Source organism: Limosilactobacillus portuensis (assembly GCF_014838735.1).
GTDB classification, from domain to species: Bacteria; Bacillota; Bacilli; order Lactobacillales; family Lactobacillaceae; genus Limosilactobacillus; species Limosilactobacillus portuensis.
In genome coordinates this window covers 15302-29407 of the sequence record NZ_JABUXQ010000023.1, presented here as the reverse complement: position 1 = coordinate 29407, position 14106 = coordinate 15302, and the positions used below count along the sequence as shown (strand labels likewise).

Annotated in this window: 19 protein-coding genes, 1 tRNA gene and 1 other annotated feature; of the genes, 17 read left to right on the top strand and 3 right to left on the bottom strand. The window is 38.2% G+C overall.

Annotation, left to right across the window (positions count from 1 at the left end; genetic code table 11):
* Positions 1–146 precede the first annotated feature (146 nt).
* Positions 147–1322: a pyridoxal phosphate-dependent aminotransferase gene (locus HUK49_RS08205; protein WP_191913353.1), complete on the top strand. Its 1176-nt coding sequence runs from the start codon at positions 147–149 to the stop codon at positions 1320–1322.
* A 142-nt stretch (positions 1323–1464) separates the two neighbouring features.
* On the opposite strand, the gene HUK49_RS11475 is transcribed toward HUK49_RS08205, so the two are convergent.
* Positions 1465–1590: a hypothetical protein gene (locus tag HUK49_RS11475; RefSeq protein WP_268890030.1), complete on the bottom strand. Its 126-nt coding sequence runs from the start codon at positions 1588–1590 to the stop codon at positions 1465–1467.
* A gap of 209 nt (positions 1591–1799) precedes the next feature.
* Here HUK49_RS11475 and HUK49_RS08200 point away from each other — a divergent pair, with 209 nt between their 5' ends.
* From HUK49_RS08200 to HUK49_RS08190, 3 genes are read left to right on the top strand one after another with little or no spacing between them, the layout of a single operon-like run.
* A complete protein-coding gene (locus tag HUK49_RS08200) occupies positions 1800–2687 on the top strand; it encodes an exonuclease SbcC (RefSeq protein ID WP_191913352.1) in 888 nt (295 codons plus the stop codon).
* The gene (locus tag HUK49_RS08195) at positions 2677–3675 is read left to right on the top strand and encodes a hypothetical protein (protein ID WP_413230874.1); all 999 of its coding nucleotides are present in this window, start codon (positions 2677–2679) and stop codon (positions 3673–3675) included. Before HUK49_RS08200 ends, HUK49_RS08195 begins: the two co-directional genes overlap by 11 nt.
* On the top strand, positions 3668–4195 hold the full coding sequence (locus HUK49_RS08190; protein ID WP_191913350.1) for a hypothetical protein: 528 nt from the start codon (positions 3668–3670) through the stop codon (positions 4193–4195). The genes HUK49_RS08195 and HUK49_RS08190 overlap by 8 nt, the downstream gene beginning before the upstream one ends.
* A gap of 67 nt (positions 4196–4262) precedes the next feature.
* On the opposite strand, the gene HUK49_RS08185 is transcribed toward HUK49_RS08190, so the two are convergent.
* Together HUK49_RS08185 and HUK49_RS08180 are read right to left on the bottom strand one after the other, a co-directional pair.
* Complete coding sequence (locus HUK49_RS08185; protein ID WP_003717317.1) at positions 4263–4406, bottom strand: hypothetical protein; 144 nt, start codon at positions 4404–4406, stop codon at positions 4263–4265.
* 467 nt (positions 4407–4873) lie between these two features.
* A tRNA-Arg gene (locus tag HUK49_RS08180) sits at positions 4874–4947 on the bottom strand.
* Positions 4948–5129: 182 nt separating this feature from the next.
* Between HUK49_RS08180 and HUK49_RS08175 the strand changes: the two genes are divergently transcribed.
* From HUK49_RS08175 to HUK49_RS08115, 13 genes are all read left to right on the top strand, one after another.
* On the top strand, positions 5130–5777 hold the full coding sequence (locus HUK49_RS08175; protein WP_191913349.1) for a TetR/AcrR family transcriptional regulator: 648 nt from the start codon (positions 5130–5132) through the stop codon (positions 5775–5777).
* 123 nt (positions 5778–5900) lie between these two features.
* Positions 5901–5970, top strand: a sequence feature (ribosomal protein L21 leader region).
* 16 nt (positions 5971–5986) lie between these two features.
* Positions 5987–6295, top strand: a complete 309-nt coding sequence (gene rplU, locus HUK49_RS08170; RefSeq protein WP_003717320.1) for a 50S ribosomal protein L21 — start codon at positions 5987–5989, stop codon at positions 6293–6295.
* Between the two features lie 14 nt (positions 6296–6309).
* Positions 6310–6636, top strand: coding sequence for a ribosomal-processing cysteine protease Prp (locus HUK49_RS08165; RefSeq protein ID WP_102168965.1), 327 nt, complete (start codon positions 6310–6312; stop codon positions 6634–6636).
* A 25-nt stretch (positions 6637–6661) separates the two neighbouring features.
* Positions 6662–6943: a 50S ribosomal protein L27 gene (gene rpmA, locus HUK49_RS08160; RefSeq protein ID WP_003717322.1), complete on the top strand. Its 282-nt coding sequence runs from the start codon at positions 6662–6664 to the stop codon at positions 6941–6943.
* A 119-nt stretch (positions 6944–7062) separates the two neighbouring features.
* Positions 7063–8139: a M24 family metallopeptidase gene (locus HUK49_RS08155; protein ID WP_191913348.1), complete on the top strand. Its 1077-nt coding sequence runs from the start codon at positions 7063–7065 to the stop codon at positions 8137–8139.
* A gap of 2 nt (positions 8140–8141) precedes the next feature.
* The gene (locus HUK49_RS08150; RefSeq protein WP_191913347.1) at positions 8142–8822 is read left to right on the top strand and encodes a 2'-5' RNA ligase family protein; all 681 of its coding nucleotides are present in this window, start codon (positions 8142–8144) and stop codon (positions 8820–8822) included.
* Between the two features lie 128 nt (positions 8823–8950).
* Positions 8951–9391 carry an Asp23/Gls24 family envelope stress response protein gene (locus HUK49_RS08145; RefSeq protein ID WP_191913346.1) on the top strand — a complete coding sequence of 147 codons (441 nt, stop codon included), beginning with the start codon at positions 8951–8953 and terminating at the stop codon, positions 9389–9391.
* The gene (gene nusB, locus HUK49_RS08140) at positions 9391–9801 is read left to right on the top strand and encodes a transcription antitermination factor NusB (protein ID WP_102168904.1); all 411 of its coding nucleotides are present in this window, start codon (positions 9391–9393) and stop codon (positions 9799–9801) included. The genes HUK49_RS08145 and nusB overlap by 1 nt, the downstream gene beginning before the upstream one ends.
* A 116-nt stretch (positions 9802–9917) precedes the next feature.
* Positions 9918–10775 (top strand): bifunctional methylenetetrahydrofolate dehydrogenase/methenyltetrahydrofolate cyclohydrolase FolD, encoded by an 858-nt coding sequence (gene folD / locus HUK49_RS08135; protein WP_191913345.1) that lies wholly within the window; start codon positions 9918–9920, stop codon positions 10773–10775.
* Positions 10768–12105 (top strand): exodeoxyribonuclease VII large subunit, encoded by a 1338-nt coding sequence (gene xseA, locus HUK49_RS08130; protein ID WP_191913344.1) that lies wholly within the window; start codon positions 10768–10770, stop codon positions 12103–12105. The genes folD and xseA overlap by 8 nt, the downstream gene beginning before the upstream one ends.
* Position 12106: 1 nt before the next feature.
* Positions 12107–12397, top strand: a complete 291-nt coding sequence (locus HUK49_RS08125; RefSeq protein ID WP_102168901.1) for an exodeoxyribonuclease VII small subunit — start codon at positions 12107–12109, stop codon at positions 12395–12397.
* Position 12398: 1 nt separating this feature from the next.
* Positions 12399–13274, top strand: a complete 876-nt coding sequence (locus HUK49_RS08120) for a polyprenyl synthetase family protein (RefSeq protein WP_413230872.1) — start codon at positions 12399–12401, stop codon at positions 13272–13274.
* Between the two features lie 8 nt (positions 13275–13282).
* Positions 13283–14104, top strand: coding sequence for a TlyA family RNA methyltransferase (locus HUK49_RS08115; protein WP_191913342.1), 822 nt, complete (start codon positions 13283–13285; stop codon positions 14102–14104).
* Positions 14105–14106 lie beyond the last annotated feature (2 nt).

The window sequence follows — 14106 nt, the reverse complement described above, 5'->3', positions numbered from 1 at the left end:
CAAATCAATTGGTATCTGAATTCACGGCCACTTAAATGTCTTAATTGGCATACACCAATCGAGATCTTCTTGCTTAATCTACGTCACTAAATTCGTTCAAGTTATTTCTTGCAATCTGCCTAAAATAAAAAACGAGGTTGTTAGAAATGGTTGAGATGAAGCAATACATGCGGAAATCATTGAATGATGTTCCTAAACTAAAGATTTTTGAATTTAGTAATTATGCCTCACAATTTGACAATGTGATTAAATTTACAATTGGTGAACCAGATTTTAATACGCCAGAATACATTAAAGATGCAGCAATTAAAAGTATTAAGGATAATCGAACTCACTATGCACCACAACGGGGGACTGCAGGTCTGCTAAAAGCAGTTGCGGATTTCTTAGCTCAAAATTATGATTTGCATTATAATCCTCAAACTGAGATTTTAATTACTAACGGGGTAACTGAGGGAGTCTATTCAGCGATTACTGCAATCACTAACCCTGGTGATATTATTTTAGTTCCAACACCAACCTTTTCGATCTATAGTCCTGATGCAGTAATTGCTGGCGGGACAGCTGTTGAGGTTGATACCTCAAAAACGGATTTTAAATTAACTCCAGAATTATTGAAGTCTTATTTAGACAAATATGGTGAACGGGTTAAAGGGGTTGTTTTTGTTAATCCATCAAACCCAACCGGGATAGCTTATACTCAAGAAGAACTCAATGCGCTTGCCAAATTAATTAAGGGCAAACCGATCTTTGCGATTAGTGATGAAATTTATAGCGAACTAATTTATGATGGTGGATATGCTTCGATGGCACGGGCGCTACCTGAGCAGACAATTTTAACAAATGGTCTTTCCAAATCGTACGCAATGACTGGTTGGCGGATTGGTTACCTTTGTGCACCAGAAGCAATTACTAATGAAATTTTTAAGGTCCACTCTTTTGTAATGACGGATGTTGCGACCTTTACTCAAGATGCTGCTGAAGCGGCCTTAAAGGGCGGGACAGCAGCAACTAAAGAAATGGATGAAAAATATATCCAACGTCGTGATTATATGAAGAAACGGTTGACAGCAATGGGGTTCGATTGTAGTCGGCCAATGGGAGCGTTCTATATTTTCGCTAAAATCCCTGATTTCTTAGAGCAAGATGATACTAAGCTTGTTTATGATCTTGTTAAGAACGCGCGGGTGGCAGTCACAACAGGTTCATACTTTGGTAAAGGTGGCGACGGCTACTTGCGGTTTAGCTACGCAACTGGGATGGATCAGATTAAAGAAGGAATGGATCGCTTAGAACAATACATTAATAAAGCACGCCAGTAGTATTGAAATAAAAAAGCGACTCATGGTATTTGAGAAACATCAAATACCATGAGTCGCTTTAGGATCTTTTCTATAGTTTAAAAAGAATTTAAGAGGCTTTGGAGTAAGCCTCTTAAATAAAGAGTGAATTGCTTCAAAAAAGTTAATCGCTCAGTTTCTTGGCGTCAGCATCAATCTTTGCAAAACCAGAACCATTTGGCTTCTTGTTGCTACGCTTTTCCATGACTTTACGTGCCATTTCCTTACGTTCTTGCTTACTAAGTGCCATCTAACTTCGCCTCTTTCCGAAACGCTTCAACAATATAGATATTACACAAATGTGATATATCTATATAATAATTATAACCGATTTTATTTTAAAATCAACGATCAGTGGCTAAATGTAAAGAAACTCTTCAATAATTTATGAAGTTCTTTAAATCTTGCAGCAAGTCGATTAAGATAAAAGCTAGTTATTAAAGTGAGGAGCGGTGCATAATGGCAATTTCAGGACACGAACAAGCTGCTCATGACGTAAGTGGAATTATTAATCAGCGGATTGCTGAAAAGGTTTCCTTCCTGCGCCAAGTGGACGAAGCAGTAAAAGATCACCATGATAAAAAAATCTATCAGTTATTGGATAATCAACGTTATGCTAAGGAGATTGAACATCGGGAGCAACAACCCAACAACCAAAGCGTGATGAGTCTAGTTGATGACATTACTAATTACTTAAGTAACTTCTTAAGTATTAAATTGATTGATTATTTAGGAAAGAAGTATCCATTCTTTTATTATGAGGAATATGAGACTGGTCATTACCGGATCTACTTTGGTAATTGGTGGGACCGCCGTGAATTTGGTGAATTGGACGTTCTCAACGTTCGCTTCCTGTTTAATAATGATGAATACGATAAATTGAAGAAGACATTCGAATTGTCCCGTGATAATAAGCGGTACAATAGCGATAAGATTGATAAAATCTCTGCTGAAAATGATCGGCTACAAGACTTAATCGATCATCAGCGTGAACGTGAAGAGCAGCGGACTAAGTTACAAGAGCAACTAAAGGATGTTAGTTCACGTTCAGGGATTTGGGAAAGTACTAAGAACAAGGAAAGCCGGCAAAGCCTTGTTGATGCTCTTCAAAAGCTAGAAGATGAAGAGGAAGAATCGCGAACAGCTACGCAAACAATCAAGGATAATGAGCAGGTAGTTCTATCGCTTTCAAAAGAAAATACGATTCTGAGCTATGAGCAAAAGAGCATTTTAGACACGTTTGGTTCCTTTGAAGATTTTGAATTAGCTAACCGTAATTTATACGCTAACTACATTAAGAGCTTATCTGATGACCAAGAAAAGCAGGTGACAGATGATGAACAATAAGCAAATGTTGAATCAACCATCTGAACAGTTAAATGCCTTGGCCCATTCTTTTGAGCATGGTCTGGAAATTGGTCAACATTATGTTAAATTACTAACTAAACTAGCCCAAACTGAAGATGCTCATGATCTTCTTATGGCAACAAACGATTTAGTAAATTTAGATTTAGAGGATGCGTTTGTTAAGTTTCCTCAACACTATCAGACTGCGGATTATTATTTGCTGTTAATGGGACGATTGCTGGAAATGCACGCTAATGCAGAGTTCAAAATTACTGAAGATCCAACAAGTCATCGTTTTTATGCAACGATTTCTTCATTAGGTGAAAAGGTCCTCTTTCATTTTATTAAGGATGCGGAAGGAAATGCGGCCTTTACCGATGTTAATGATAATGAGCCGATTTTTTCTCTAAACCTCAAACATCAAATGTTGCGATTTAATAATAAGGCATTGGTAAACTACTTTATCATTAATGGGTTAAAAAAGTATTCGGATCTCGACTTACGCTCAGCAATCAAACCGTTATTGCTGTTTGCGCAAGCACTCCACGATGATTTGAATTTTGTAATTGATCGGGGAATCCTTGGTACAAGTAACCAACAACACTATGATTTAGCTCAGCCTGAACTGTCATTAACCGTAATCGATCGGTTATTCGTTGCTACTGCCGAAACTGACTACATGCTATTTAATTTGCCAAAGAATAATGGTGCTGAATTACGGCTTGAACGTCAGGTTAATCTTGATCTTTCGTTTGATCCTGATGACTACAGTCAACAATGGTTCTTCTCTGTTCAAGATCCTGACGCCCAAGTTTCATTCTTTGACCTGTTACTTCATTACCAACTAATTCGTGATTGGTACTTAAGTAATCGTGATGAATTAGCGGTTAAGTCGGATCCGTTAATGTTTGCCGATGATGAACAAGTTGAACAGGATGAGACGATAACCGATGAGCCAGTTCTTGAGGATGATGAGAAGAATGATTAATTGGACAACATTATTACATCAAGTAATTGATTTGGAACTCGATGTGGATGAGGCAAAGGAGCTGACGATTGGTCCAGAAACGCGCAAGCAAACAATCTTTGTTGCACTAGATGTAGAACTAGCAAAGCTTGCGAATAGCAATGGTTGGTTTAAAGTTCTTGATCAACCCAAGAAAGATCCTCAGAAGTCACTTAAACATTACTTACAATCACTTGAATTGTTGTTGCTGTTCAGTGCAAAGCAGCAGTGGACACATTTGATTGTTATGGATCAAAAACAATGGGATTTAATTCAACGAACTAAACCAACAACGAAACTTGCCGACCTTAATAAGCAATACTTAGCGATTAAACACTTTCTTAACGATGCTTACTACAATCATCGTCAGGAAAGCTTTCGTCATGCTTGGCATCTCCTAATAAAGTGGGGGCTGGTTGATTTAGAATTTAGTGGCGAAGAAGTTACTACTAAGTATAAAGAACTAATTGAACAGCAACGAACTTATTGGGTAAAAAATTAAAATCATTAATAGCAAAAAAAGAGGGCTGACAGTTTGCCAGTCCTCTTTTTTGTTGAATCGAAAACGATCATGCTTTCCGACTATTATAACTGTTACGAGAAGCAACATGTTTACCAGCTGCTTGATCATCATTATCGGCTTTGTTACCAAACATAATTTGACCAACAACTGAACCAATTAAAATTATTATAATAACAAAGAATGGTAACATGATAAATCACCTCAAAAAGCATTCTCTATTTTTATTATTAGACTTTTTCATTATTTTGCAATTAATAACTAATAAACTGACCTAATCTTTATTAAATGTTTAAAATATTATCAATTTTAGAAGATTTAGCATGAAAGGGTTAACTATCACTGACCCCCCGTATTTTTTTGAGTTATCAATAGATTATTATTAAATTATTGAAGGCTGCTTATATTCTGAGTATATTATTTGTTTAATGCTTAATTAGTTGAAAAGATAGCTAATAGATTGATAAATTAATCATATATTAAAAAATATTTCAGGAAATAAAATATAGTCATTCTAGGACTGTCAAGTTGCTCACGTAGATGATATTTAGTATAAAAAAATAGCACTTCCTATTTTAAAGGAAATGCTATTTTTTATTTATTTAGAAATGTTTCTAAAAGTCAACTGGTCCATAAATGCTGATATATCAGCGCTCAAAATGAAACGAGAGGGACTTGAACCCTCAACCCTCGGTTTAGAAGACCGATGCTCTATCCAGTTGAGCTATCGTTTCAGACAGGTTATAGTATATAATTTTACGTCCATAATTGTCAATGTAGTTTGAAAATATATTGCATTTTTTATAGAATGATTACTTTGATTGTTTGAATGAACCGCTTTCAAAGCCTATACTTTAAATTAGTGGAAGTACGAAAGCGAGGGGAACTTAAGCTGAAATCGAAGGGATGATGATTTATGGCAGGTAATAAGACAGATCCACGTGTGGTGAAGACACGGAATAGTCTTCGTAAAGCACTAGTTTATCTAATGCGAAGAGAAAAATTAGAAGACATCAGCGTTCAAAAAATTACTGAAACCGCCAACATCACCCGGGGAACTTTCTATCTTCACTATAAAGATAAGAAGGACTTCATCAGATCGGCGATTAACGAGATTCTTGATGAATTCTTTGATCAAGTGATGGTAGAGAGTGAGGACCTTAGTTTTTCTAAAGGGCAAACGGTGCAGGTGTTCTCACTCCAGAAGGCGTTTCAGTACATTGAAAGTGAAGCTGATATTTTTGATGTATTACTGAATAACGAACGAAATGACTTCTTTTATGAACAACTTTATGATCGGTTATCTGAACAGCTATCAAGGCTTTACACTGTGATGGCTGAATCAGATGAGCAACCAAAAGTTCCTTTGAATTTACAGATCTCCTTCATTGATTCAGCACTTCTTGGGATAATAAGTCATTGGCTAAAAGACGGTATGATTTATACATCACGATACATGACTCAAAGCGTGGGGAAGATGCTTGATCAGTTAGATTCTAACAATATCCTCTTACTTGACTTCTTTAGTCATGAAGCTGAGCCAGCGTTACAGGATATTCAATGAATCTTAATTTAGGGAGCGCCAGAATGACAATTAGTCAGCTGGCACTCCTTTTTGAACTCTATAAAAGTTATAGTTGACTAATTAGTTGATTTTTGATATTATGCAACTGTTGTATTTGTGACCCAACAACTACAACCGCACGCTGCCAAGTTTAAAGCATTTGCTGCTTGGTTCGGCGAGTCTTAGAAATTAAGGAGGTGCACAAATTTATGTACGCAATTATCGTAACTGGCGGTAAGCAATACAAGGTAGAAGAGGGTTCATCCATCTACGTTGAAAAGCTTGATGCTAAGGAAGGCGACAAGGTTACTTTTGATCAAGTAGTCTTTGTTGGTGGCGACAGCACTAAGATTGGTACTCCATTAGTTGATGGCGCATCAGTTGAAGCTACTGTTGATAAGCAAGGTAAGGAAAAGAAGGTTGTTACTTTCAAGTACAAGCCTAAGAAGCACACCCACACTAAGCAAGGTCACCGTCAACCATACACTAAAGTTACTGTTAACAAGATCAATGCTTAATGCGGAGGTAAATAATGATTCGGGTAACTTTTAATTTAAATTCGGATCACCTAATTACCGCTTTTCAGATGGCAGGGCATGCCGATGCTGGTCCTTATGGTCAGGATATTGTTTGTGCTGCTGCATCTGCTTTATCGATATCTACTATTAATGGTTTGACGCAGGTTGCTAAAACCAAGCCGAATGTTGATAGTGATGATGATAATGGTGGCTTTCTCGATGTTACTGATATTAGTTTGGCTCATGATGCTCAGATTATTATGCAGACGTTCTTCAATGGAATGAATGATATTGCAGAAAGTTATCCTCAAAACATTGAAATAAAAATGTTTGAAAATTAAAAATATTTGCTGGAGGTGAACAACTATGATTATGAATTTACAATTCTTCTCTCACCACAAAGGGGGCGGTTCCACTGCCAACGGTCGGAACTCAGCTGGTCGTCGTCTTGGTACTAAGGCTGCTGATGGTTCAATCGTTACAGCTGGTTCAATCATTTACCGTCAACGTGGTACTCACATTAACCCTGGTGAAAACGTTGGTCGTGGTGGTGACGATACCCTTTACGCTAAGGTTGCTGGTCGAGTTAAGTTTGAACGTCTTGGCCGTGACAAGCGGAAGGTTTCTGTTTACCCAGTTGCCGAATAAAACATATGGGGACCGTGCCTTTAATGGTTCGGTCTTTTTTATTTTTAAATATTATCCCTCGTCATTAATTATTAAAATTACCTATAATAGAATTAAATCAGAAATGGGGGAATCAGCTAATGTCAAGAATCAGTAAATTACAAAAGAAGTTTGAACAATTATACATTGATGCCTTTTTAGTAACTGATCAAAAAAACATTTATTATCTAACAGGATTTAACCTCCTTCAGGGGGATGGGTGTTTACTAGTGACGCCGCAAAATGCCATTATTATTACTGACGAACGGTATCAGTTAGCCTTAGAAGAATTTGAATCTGATGAAGTTGTTGCAACGATTAGTCGGGATTATTATGGTGCCGTTAATAAAATTTGCGAGGGGCTCGACTTAACGGTCCTCGGCTATGAAGATACTATTCCTTACTATCTTTTTGATGTTCTTGATGAACTGATGACGTCTGATATCGTTCCCTTTCACCATTTGATAGAAAAAATGCGGTTAGTTAAGGATAGCACTGAGATTAGTAAGCTTCGTGCTGCCGCTGAATTACAATCAGCAGGATATGACTACGTTCTCTCGATCGTTCATCCAGGGATAACAGAACGTGAATTAGCAATTAAGCTTGATTACTGGATGAAGATGCAAGGTGCTTCAGGATCATCTTTTCCAACAATTGTTGCTAGTGGAGTTAATTCCGCAAAACCGCATGCAACTGCTTCAAGTAAGCCGATTGCTGATGGGGATGTTGTGACATTAGATTTTGGTTACTACCTTGATGGCTACACCGCAGATATGACAAGAACCTTTGCTGTTGGCTCAATTGATCCTGAACTCCGTGATGTTTATAAGATTGTGAATGAAGCTCGTCAGTTGGTGATCGATCATGCCAAAGTTGGTACCCATGGTGATGAACTGGATGCGTACGGTCGTGCATTAATCGAAGAAGCTGGCTACGGTGATGAATTTAATCATGGAATGGGACATGGCATTGGTTTAGCTGTCCATGAGCTACCGGCAACGTATGCGCCAGGAACAACAAGGGTCAAACTAAAAAATAATGAAGTGATTACGGTTGAACCAGGGATCTACATTCCCCAAATTGGTGGTGTTCGAATTGAAGATGATATTATTGTGACTCATGGTGGTGCAGAAGTGATCACGACTGCGCCAACAGAATTGATTATTGTTGGGGACTAGCAATGGATAAACTGAATCAACTTTATACCCAGATTGAACAGCAAGGAATTCAGGCGATTAGGACTCACCAAGAACAGCTTGATCCTAATTTGCAAAATTTAGAAGCTGATTCCAGGCAAGGGCTAACCCTACTTATTAAACTACCAGCTCACGTTACCAGAAACATTAATTTTGTACTAAATGAGCTTGAAAGACGGGAACCGTATCAATATTATTACACGGCTAATACTATCCATATTACTGTGATGGATATTCGGCGGGCTGTTTCTGACTTTCGTATGACCAAAGAAGAGTTAATTAACTATCAGCGAGTTATTCAGAAAACGATTGAAAATATTAATGCAATTAATTGGCATCTGGCTGGATTGATTTGTAGTCCGGGAGCAGTTCTTGTTAAGGGCTTTTATTCTTCAGAATTACAGCAGCTTCGTAATGATTTAAGGACGAACTTCCTTAAGAACGGATTAGTATTGGATGAACGTTACGCAACCTCTTCTGGTCATGCAACAGTTGCGAGATTTAAAAAGAATCTTATTCACCCGCAAGAATTTTTAAATGAAATTAACAATTTTCATGCTGTTGAATTCGGTGACTTCCGAACTAGTGAAGTTGATTTAGTAATTCATGATTGGTACAATCGTCGGCCACACTTGATAGAACGCTTCTCGCTCAAAACCACTTGATTGGATTGTTGCTTTTTTCTAATAGATAGTGCAAAATAATACTGAGATACTTCGATGAAGGTTATTGTAAAACCACTAAAATAATTAGTAGTTAATATACTGAAATACTATAAAATGGAGGACTTATAATGGCAGAAGATTCAAAGATCATCTTGAGCAGTGAAGATCAATCTCTCGGTACGATTGAAGTAGCACCTCGTGTTGTTGAGATTATTGCTGGTGTTGCTGCAAGTGAAATTGACGGTGTTTCAAAAATGTACGGTTCGCTTGCCAATAGTTTTGGTGAATTATTAGGACGGTCTGATCAGCGTCGTGGAGTTAAGTTAACTAGCCAGAATGATAATTTAACTATCGATATTGATGTTTATATTGATTATGGTGTTTCAGTTCCTAAGCTCGCTGTAAAGATTCAAGACCGGGTAAAACAACAAGTAACGTTGATGACTGATCTAAATGTTAGTGAAGTTAATATTCACGTTAAAGGAATTGTTCAAAAGAAGGAAGAAAAAACAGTGGATCCGGATGATATTTTTGGAGAACACGAAGATGATAAGGCTGGTGAAAAATAATGATGCCAAATCGACACGCAGTTCGTGAAGAAGCCTTTCAAATTTTATTTGCTAAGCAATCAAATCCAGACGCAACGTTAACCGATATTTATGAATCATTACCAAGCCATGCTGATAAGATTCCAGCATACTTACAAACGTTAGTTGAAGGAGTTACTGAACATCAAGAAAAACTTGATGAGCAAATTACGCAACTTTTAGCTAGTGGTTGGGAAATTAATCGTCTCGCCCAAACAGACTTGGTAATTTTGCGTTTGGCTTTATATGAGATTCAATTTGTAGATGAAGTACCAACTGTTGTAGCAATTAATGAAGCGTTGGAATTAGCTAAAACATACAGTAATGATAAGTCCCGTAAGTTTATCAATGGTGCATTAGGCAAGTTTGAACGCCAATTAGAAAGTAACTAAATATTGGTTTAAGGGAGAGGATGCAGTAAAAATGCAAACTCTCTTTTGCTTTAAACTTCTTTTGGTATTGATATGGTAAAATGTTTTTAGGTAAATTGGAAAAGGAGAATGGCAGAATGGCGATACTAATTGACGGCCGTGCAGTGGCAAAAGAAATTAATGAAAATACTGCAGAACGAGTAGCCCGCTTAGCCAATGAAGGGATTATTCCCGGCTTGGCAGTAATTTTGGTCGGTGATGACCCGGCCAGTAAAATTTATACCCGAATGAAGGATAAAAAGGCCAAAAAATTAGGAATTCATTCTGTGCTTTCGGTCTATCCAGAAGATGTTCGTCAAGAAGAACTTTTGCATGATATTCGTCAATTTAATGAAGACAAATTAATTAATGGGATTCTTATTCAGGAGCCATTGCCTGATCACCTAGATGGAAATGAACTCCTGAATGCGATTGATCCGCGTAAAGATGTTGACGGATTCCATCCATTTAATGTTGGCTGCCTATATAACAATATTAAGGAGAACTACCCGGTTAGTTGTACACCGCGTGGTATCATGAGCCTTTTGAAACATTACCAAGTGAATTTGGAAGGAGCCCGTGCAGTCGTTATCGGCAGGAGTATTCTTGTCGGTAAACCGATGGCAGCGTTACTTGAAAATGCTAATGCGACAGTTACAGTTGCTAATCGTCATACTAGAAATCTTAGTGAAATAACTAGACAAGCCGATGTCCTTGTTGTTGCGGCAGGGGTTAAGCACTTAATTACCGGTGAAATGGTCAAAAAGGGTGCAATTATAATTGATGTTGGCATTCACCGCTTAAAAGATAAGACACTGACGGGAGACGTTGATTTTGAAAGTGTTGCTCCTGTTGCCAAAATGATTACTCCTGTTCCGGGTGGTGTTGGTCCGATGACGATTGCGACACTAATGGAACAAACCGTTGATCTTACGGAGTGGAGTCATAATGGATAGAAGTCAGTACTTAACAGTTAGTGAATTAACGAGTTATCTAAAACAAAAATTTGATCGTGATCCTTACTTAAAAACCGTTTATTTAACTGGTGAACTTTCAAATTTTCGTCTTCGACAACGCCATCAATATTTTAGTATTAAAGATGAAAATGCAGTTATTGATGCTGTAATGTTTGAACGTCAATTTCGTCAAGTAAATTTTCGTCCTGAAACTGGGATGAAGATTTTAGTTGTTGGTCATATTGGTCTCTATGAAAAAAGCGGTCGATATCAGATTTACGTTGACCGAATGGAGCCAGATGGGCTTGGTGCTCTTTACCTCAAATTTGAACAGTTAAAAAAGAAATTGGGGGCTGAAGGACTCTTTGACCAAATTCCCCGACCAATTCCGCAATTTCCTAAAAGAATTGCTGTTGTAACTAGTTTAGATGGTGCGGTAATTCGTGATATTAACACAACGGTTCGTCGCCGTTATCCAATCGCCCAGGTCGTTCTATTCCCGACTGTTGTTCAAGGTGATAAGGCTGCCGCTGATATTGCTCGTCAAATTAACCGGGCAAACCAGATAGGAAATTTTGACACAATGATTATTGGTCGTGGTGGTGGATCGTTGGAAGATTTATGGCCTTTTAATGAAGAAATTGTTGCGCGAGCAATCGCTAACAGCCATATTCCAGTGATTTCGTCGGTTGGTCATGAAACTGATACCACTATTGCTGATTTAGTGGCCGATCAACGGGCAGCTACGCCAACTGCAGCGGCAGAATTAGCAACTCCCAATCTCCTTGCAGATGTTTTAATGACTATTCAAGATGATCAAGTTCGTTTAAATAGTACAATGAAAAAATTGATTGATTTTGACCGAAAACAATTACAAAAACAATTGCAAAGTTATATTTTTCAGCAACCAAGCAGGCTATATGAAAATTATGCTCAGAAGCTAGATCAATTAACACAAACCTTAGAAAACGATGTTGATAATCTTGTTAAGGATCGGTTAAACCGTGTTCAACAACTACAAGGAAGGTTACAAATTAACTCTCCTCAGCATACAATTGAACGGACACAAGAAACGGTTACTCAACTTCAGAACAGGTTGCTAAGTAGTGCCAAAAATAGTCAGCAACAGCGCCAGCAGCAAGTAATGAGCCTGATTCAGCAGTTAGATTCTTTAAGCCCGTTGAAGATTATGGGACGTGGATATTCATATGTTACCTACCGTAATTCAGTTGTTAATACAGTTAAAGAATTGAAAACTGGTCAGCAGGTAAGCCTTCATTTTAATGATGGAAAAGCAACAGCAAAGATCATTAACACAAAGGAGAACTAAAATGGCAGAGAAAAAAGCAACATTTGAGGAACAATTAAGCCAACTTCAACAAATTGTTAGTCACTTGGAGCAAGGAAATGTTCCGTTGGAGGAGGCACTTACTCAATATAAAGATGGAATTGAGTTGGCGCGGGCACTTCAAAAAAAGTTAACCAGTGCTGAAAAAACATTAGGAAGTCTAATTGATGACGAAGGCAATGAGAAACAGTACGAGAAAGCGACAGATGATCCAAGCAATAATGGTGGTGGCAATCGTGGCTATGGCAGTGATGATGAACCGCTAGAGGAGTAATTTGATGCTTGAACTTAAGGAATTAAAAGAACAAATTGATCAATTCCTGGAGCAGCAGATGGCTTCTGATATTGATCAAACAACGTTGGCATCATCAATGGAATATTCTGTTAATGCTGGTGGTAAAAGATTGCGTCCAGCATTAACATTGGCGACTGTTCAAATATTTGGCGGGCAACTTAATCAGGATGTAATGAAAGCGGCAACTGCCGTTGAATTGCTTCATACGTATTCACTAATTCATGACGATTTACCGGCAATGGATAATGATGATCTGCGTCGGGGTAAGCCAACTAACCATAAGAAATTCGGGGCAGGAATGGCTACTCTCGCAGGAGATGGTTTGTTGACCATGGCATTTCAATGGTTAACGGATAACCAATTGTCAACGGAAACACAAGCAAAATTGACACTGGCACTTGCTAAAGCGGCCGGTCCTGCGGGAATGGTTGCTGGGCAGGCTCGAGATATTGAAGGAGAGCACCAAAATCTGACTCTTGAGCAATTACGTTACCTTCATCGTCAAAAGACAGGGGCTCTTTTAAGTTATGCTGTTTTAGCTGGTGGAATTATTACAAAGCAAGATTCATCTACTCAGAAGCTTCTTACTGATTTTGGTGCCCAGTTTGGGCTGGCTTTCCAAATCTATGATGATTTAATGGATGTTATTGGTACGGCAAAACAGATGGGAAAAGCTGTTCATAAAGATGCTGGAGAACATAAGAATACCTATCCGGGATTACTGAGTGTTCAGGGAGCAGAGAAACAACTCCATTTAGCATTGAAGCAGGCTAAGGAGAGCCAAAGGAAGCTGACTGAGAAAACCGGCTGTGATTTTAGTGCTTATGATCAGTTTTTAGCATATTTTAAATTGTGAGGGTAACAATGGAAAAACAACGTGTTGATATTTTGCTTGTAAAACAAGGGCTTTTTGACTCTCGTGAACAAGCAAAGCGAGCTGTGATGGCTGGTGAAATATTAGGAAAGAATAACGAACGCTTAGATAAACCAGGAGAAAAGATCCCTGTAACCACAACGCTGCATATGAAGGGGCATAAGATGCCATATGTTAGTCGTGGCGGGTTAAAATTGGCCAAGGCACTAAAGGTCTTTGGTATTAGTGTTAAAGATAAGACGGTGTTAGACATTGGTTCTTCAACTGGTGGTTTTACCGATGTGATGCTGCAAAATGGGGCAAAGCTAAGTTATGCACTTGATGTTGGAACAAATCAACTTGTGTGGCAGCTTCGTGAGGATCCGCGAGTGGTTGTTATGGAGCAAACTAATTTTCGGTACAGTAAACTAGCTGATTTTGATCATGGTCAGCCTGAGTTTGCTTCGATTGATGTTTCGTTTATTTCTTTGCGCTTAATACTCCCACCGTTAGCCAAAATCCTTATTCCTGGTGGGGAAGTAGTGGCATTGATTAAGCCACAATTTGAGGCAGGAAAAGAAAAAGTAGGCAAACATGGAATCATCAAGGATCATGCTGTTCATCGGGAGGTCCTTGAAGATGTTCTTTCCTTTGCTCGGGAAGATGGCTTTGATATTCTTAATTTGGACTTTTCACCAATTAAGGGTGGCCAAGGAAATATTGAGTTTCTTGTTCATTTAAAATTAACAGGACAGCCTGGTAAAACCGCGGAACAGGTTAATATTGATCAAGTATTGGCTCATGCTGATGAAGAACTTAACCATAAGGAGTGAAA

Coding starts and splice junctions, on each gene's coding strand:
- xseA (WP_191913344.1), top strand. CDS start 10,768: ATGGATAGAAGTCAGTACTTAACAGTTAGTGAATTAACGAGTTATCTA.
- folD (WP_191913345.1), top strand. CDS start 9,918: ATGGCGATACTAATTGACGGCCGTGCAGTGGCAAAAGAAATTAATGAA.
- HUK49_RS08150 (WP_191913347.1), top strand. CDS start 8,142: ATGGATAAACTGAATCAACTTTATACCCAGATTGAACAGCAAGGAATT.
- HUK49_RS08125 (WP_102168901.1), top strand. CDS start 12,107: ATGGCAGAGAAAAAAGCAACATTTGAGGAACAATTAAGCCAACTTCAA.
- HUK49_RS08155 (WP_191913348.1), top strand. CDS start 7,063: ATGTCAAGAATCAGTAAATTACAAAAGAAGTTTGAACAATTATACATT.
- HUK49_RS08190 (WP_191913350.1), top strand. CDS start 3,668: ATGATTAATTGGACAACATTATTACATCAAGTAATTGATTTGGAACTC.
- HUK49_RS11475 (WP_268890030.1), bottom strand. CDS start 1,590: ATGGCACTTAGTAAGCAAGAACGTAAGGAAATGGCACGTAAAGTCATG.
- nusB (WP_102168904.1), top strand. CDS start 9,391: ATGATGCCAAATCGACACGCAGTTCGTGAAGAAGCCTTTCAAATTTTA.
- HUK49_RS08165 (WP_102168965.1), top strand. CDS start 6,310: ATGATTCGGGTAACTTTTAATTTAAATTCGGATCACCTAATTACCGCT.
- HUK49_RS08200 (WP_191913352.1), top strand. CDS start 1,800: ATGGCAATTTCAGGACACGAACAAGCTGCTCATGACGTAAGTGGAATT.
- HUK49_RS08175 (WP_191913349.1), top strand. CDS start 5,130: ATGGCAGGTAATAAGACAGATCCACGTGTGGTGAAGACACGGAATAGT.
- rpmA (WP_003717322.1), top strand. CDS start 6,662: ATGATTATGAATTTACAATTCTTCTCTCACCACAAAGGGGGCGGTTCC.
- HUK49_RS08115 (WP_191913342.1), top strand. CDS start 13,283: ATGGAAAAACAACGTGTTGATATTTTGCTTGTAAAACAAGGGCTTTTT.
- HUK49_RS08205 (WP_191913353.1), top strand. CDS start 147: ATGGTTGAGATGAAGCAATACATGCGGAAATCATTGAATGATGTTCCT.
- HUK49_RS08145 (WP_191913346.1), top strand. CDS start 8,951: ATGGCAGAAGATTCAAAGATCATCTTGAGCAGTGAAGATCAATCTCTC.
- HUK49_RS08195 (WP_413230874.1), top strand. CDS start 2,677: ATGAACAATAAGCAAATGTTGAATCAACCATCTGAACAGTTAAATGCC.
- rplU (WP_003717320.1), top strand. CDS start 5,987: ATGTACGCAATTATCGTAACTGGCGGTAAGCAATACAAGGTAGAAGAG.
- HUK49_RS08185 (WP_003717317.1), bottom strand. CDS start 4,406: ATGTTACCATTCTTTGTTATTATAATAATTTTAATTGGTTCAGTTGTT.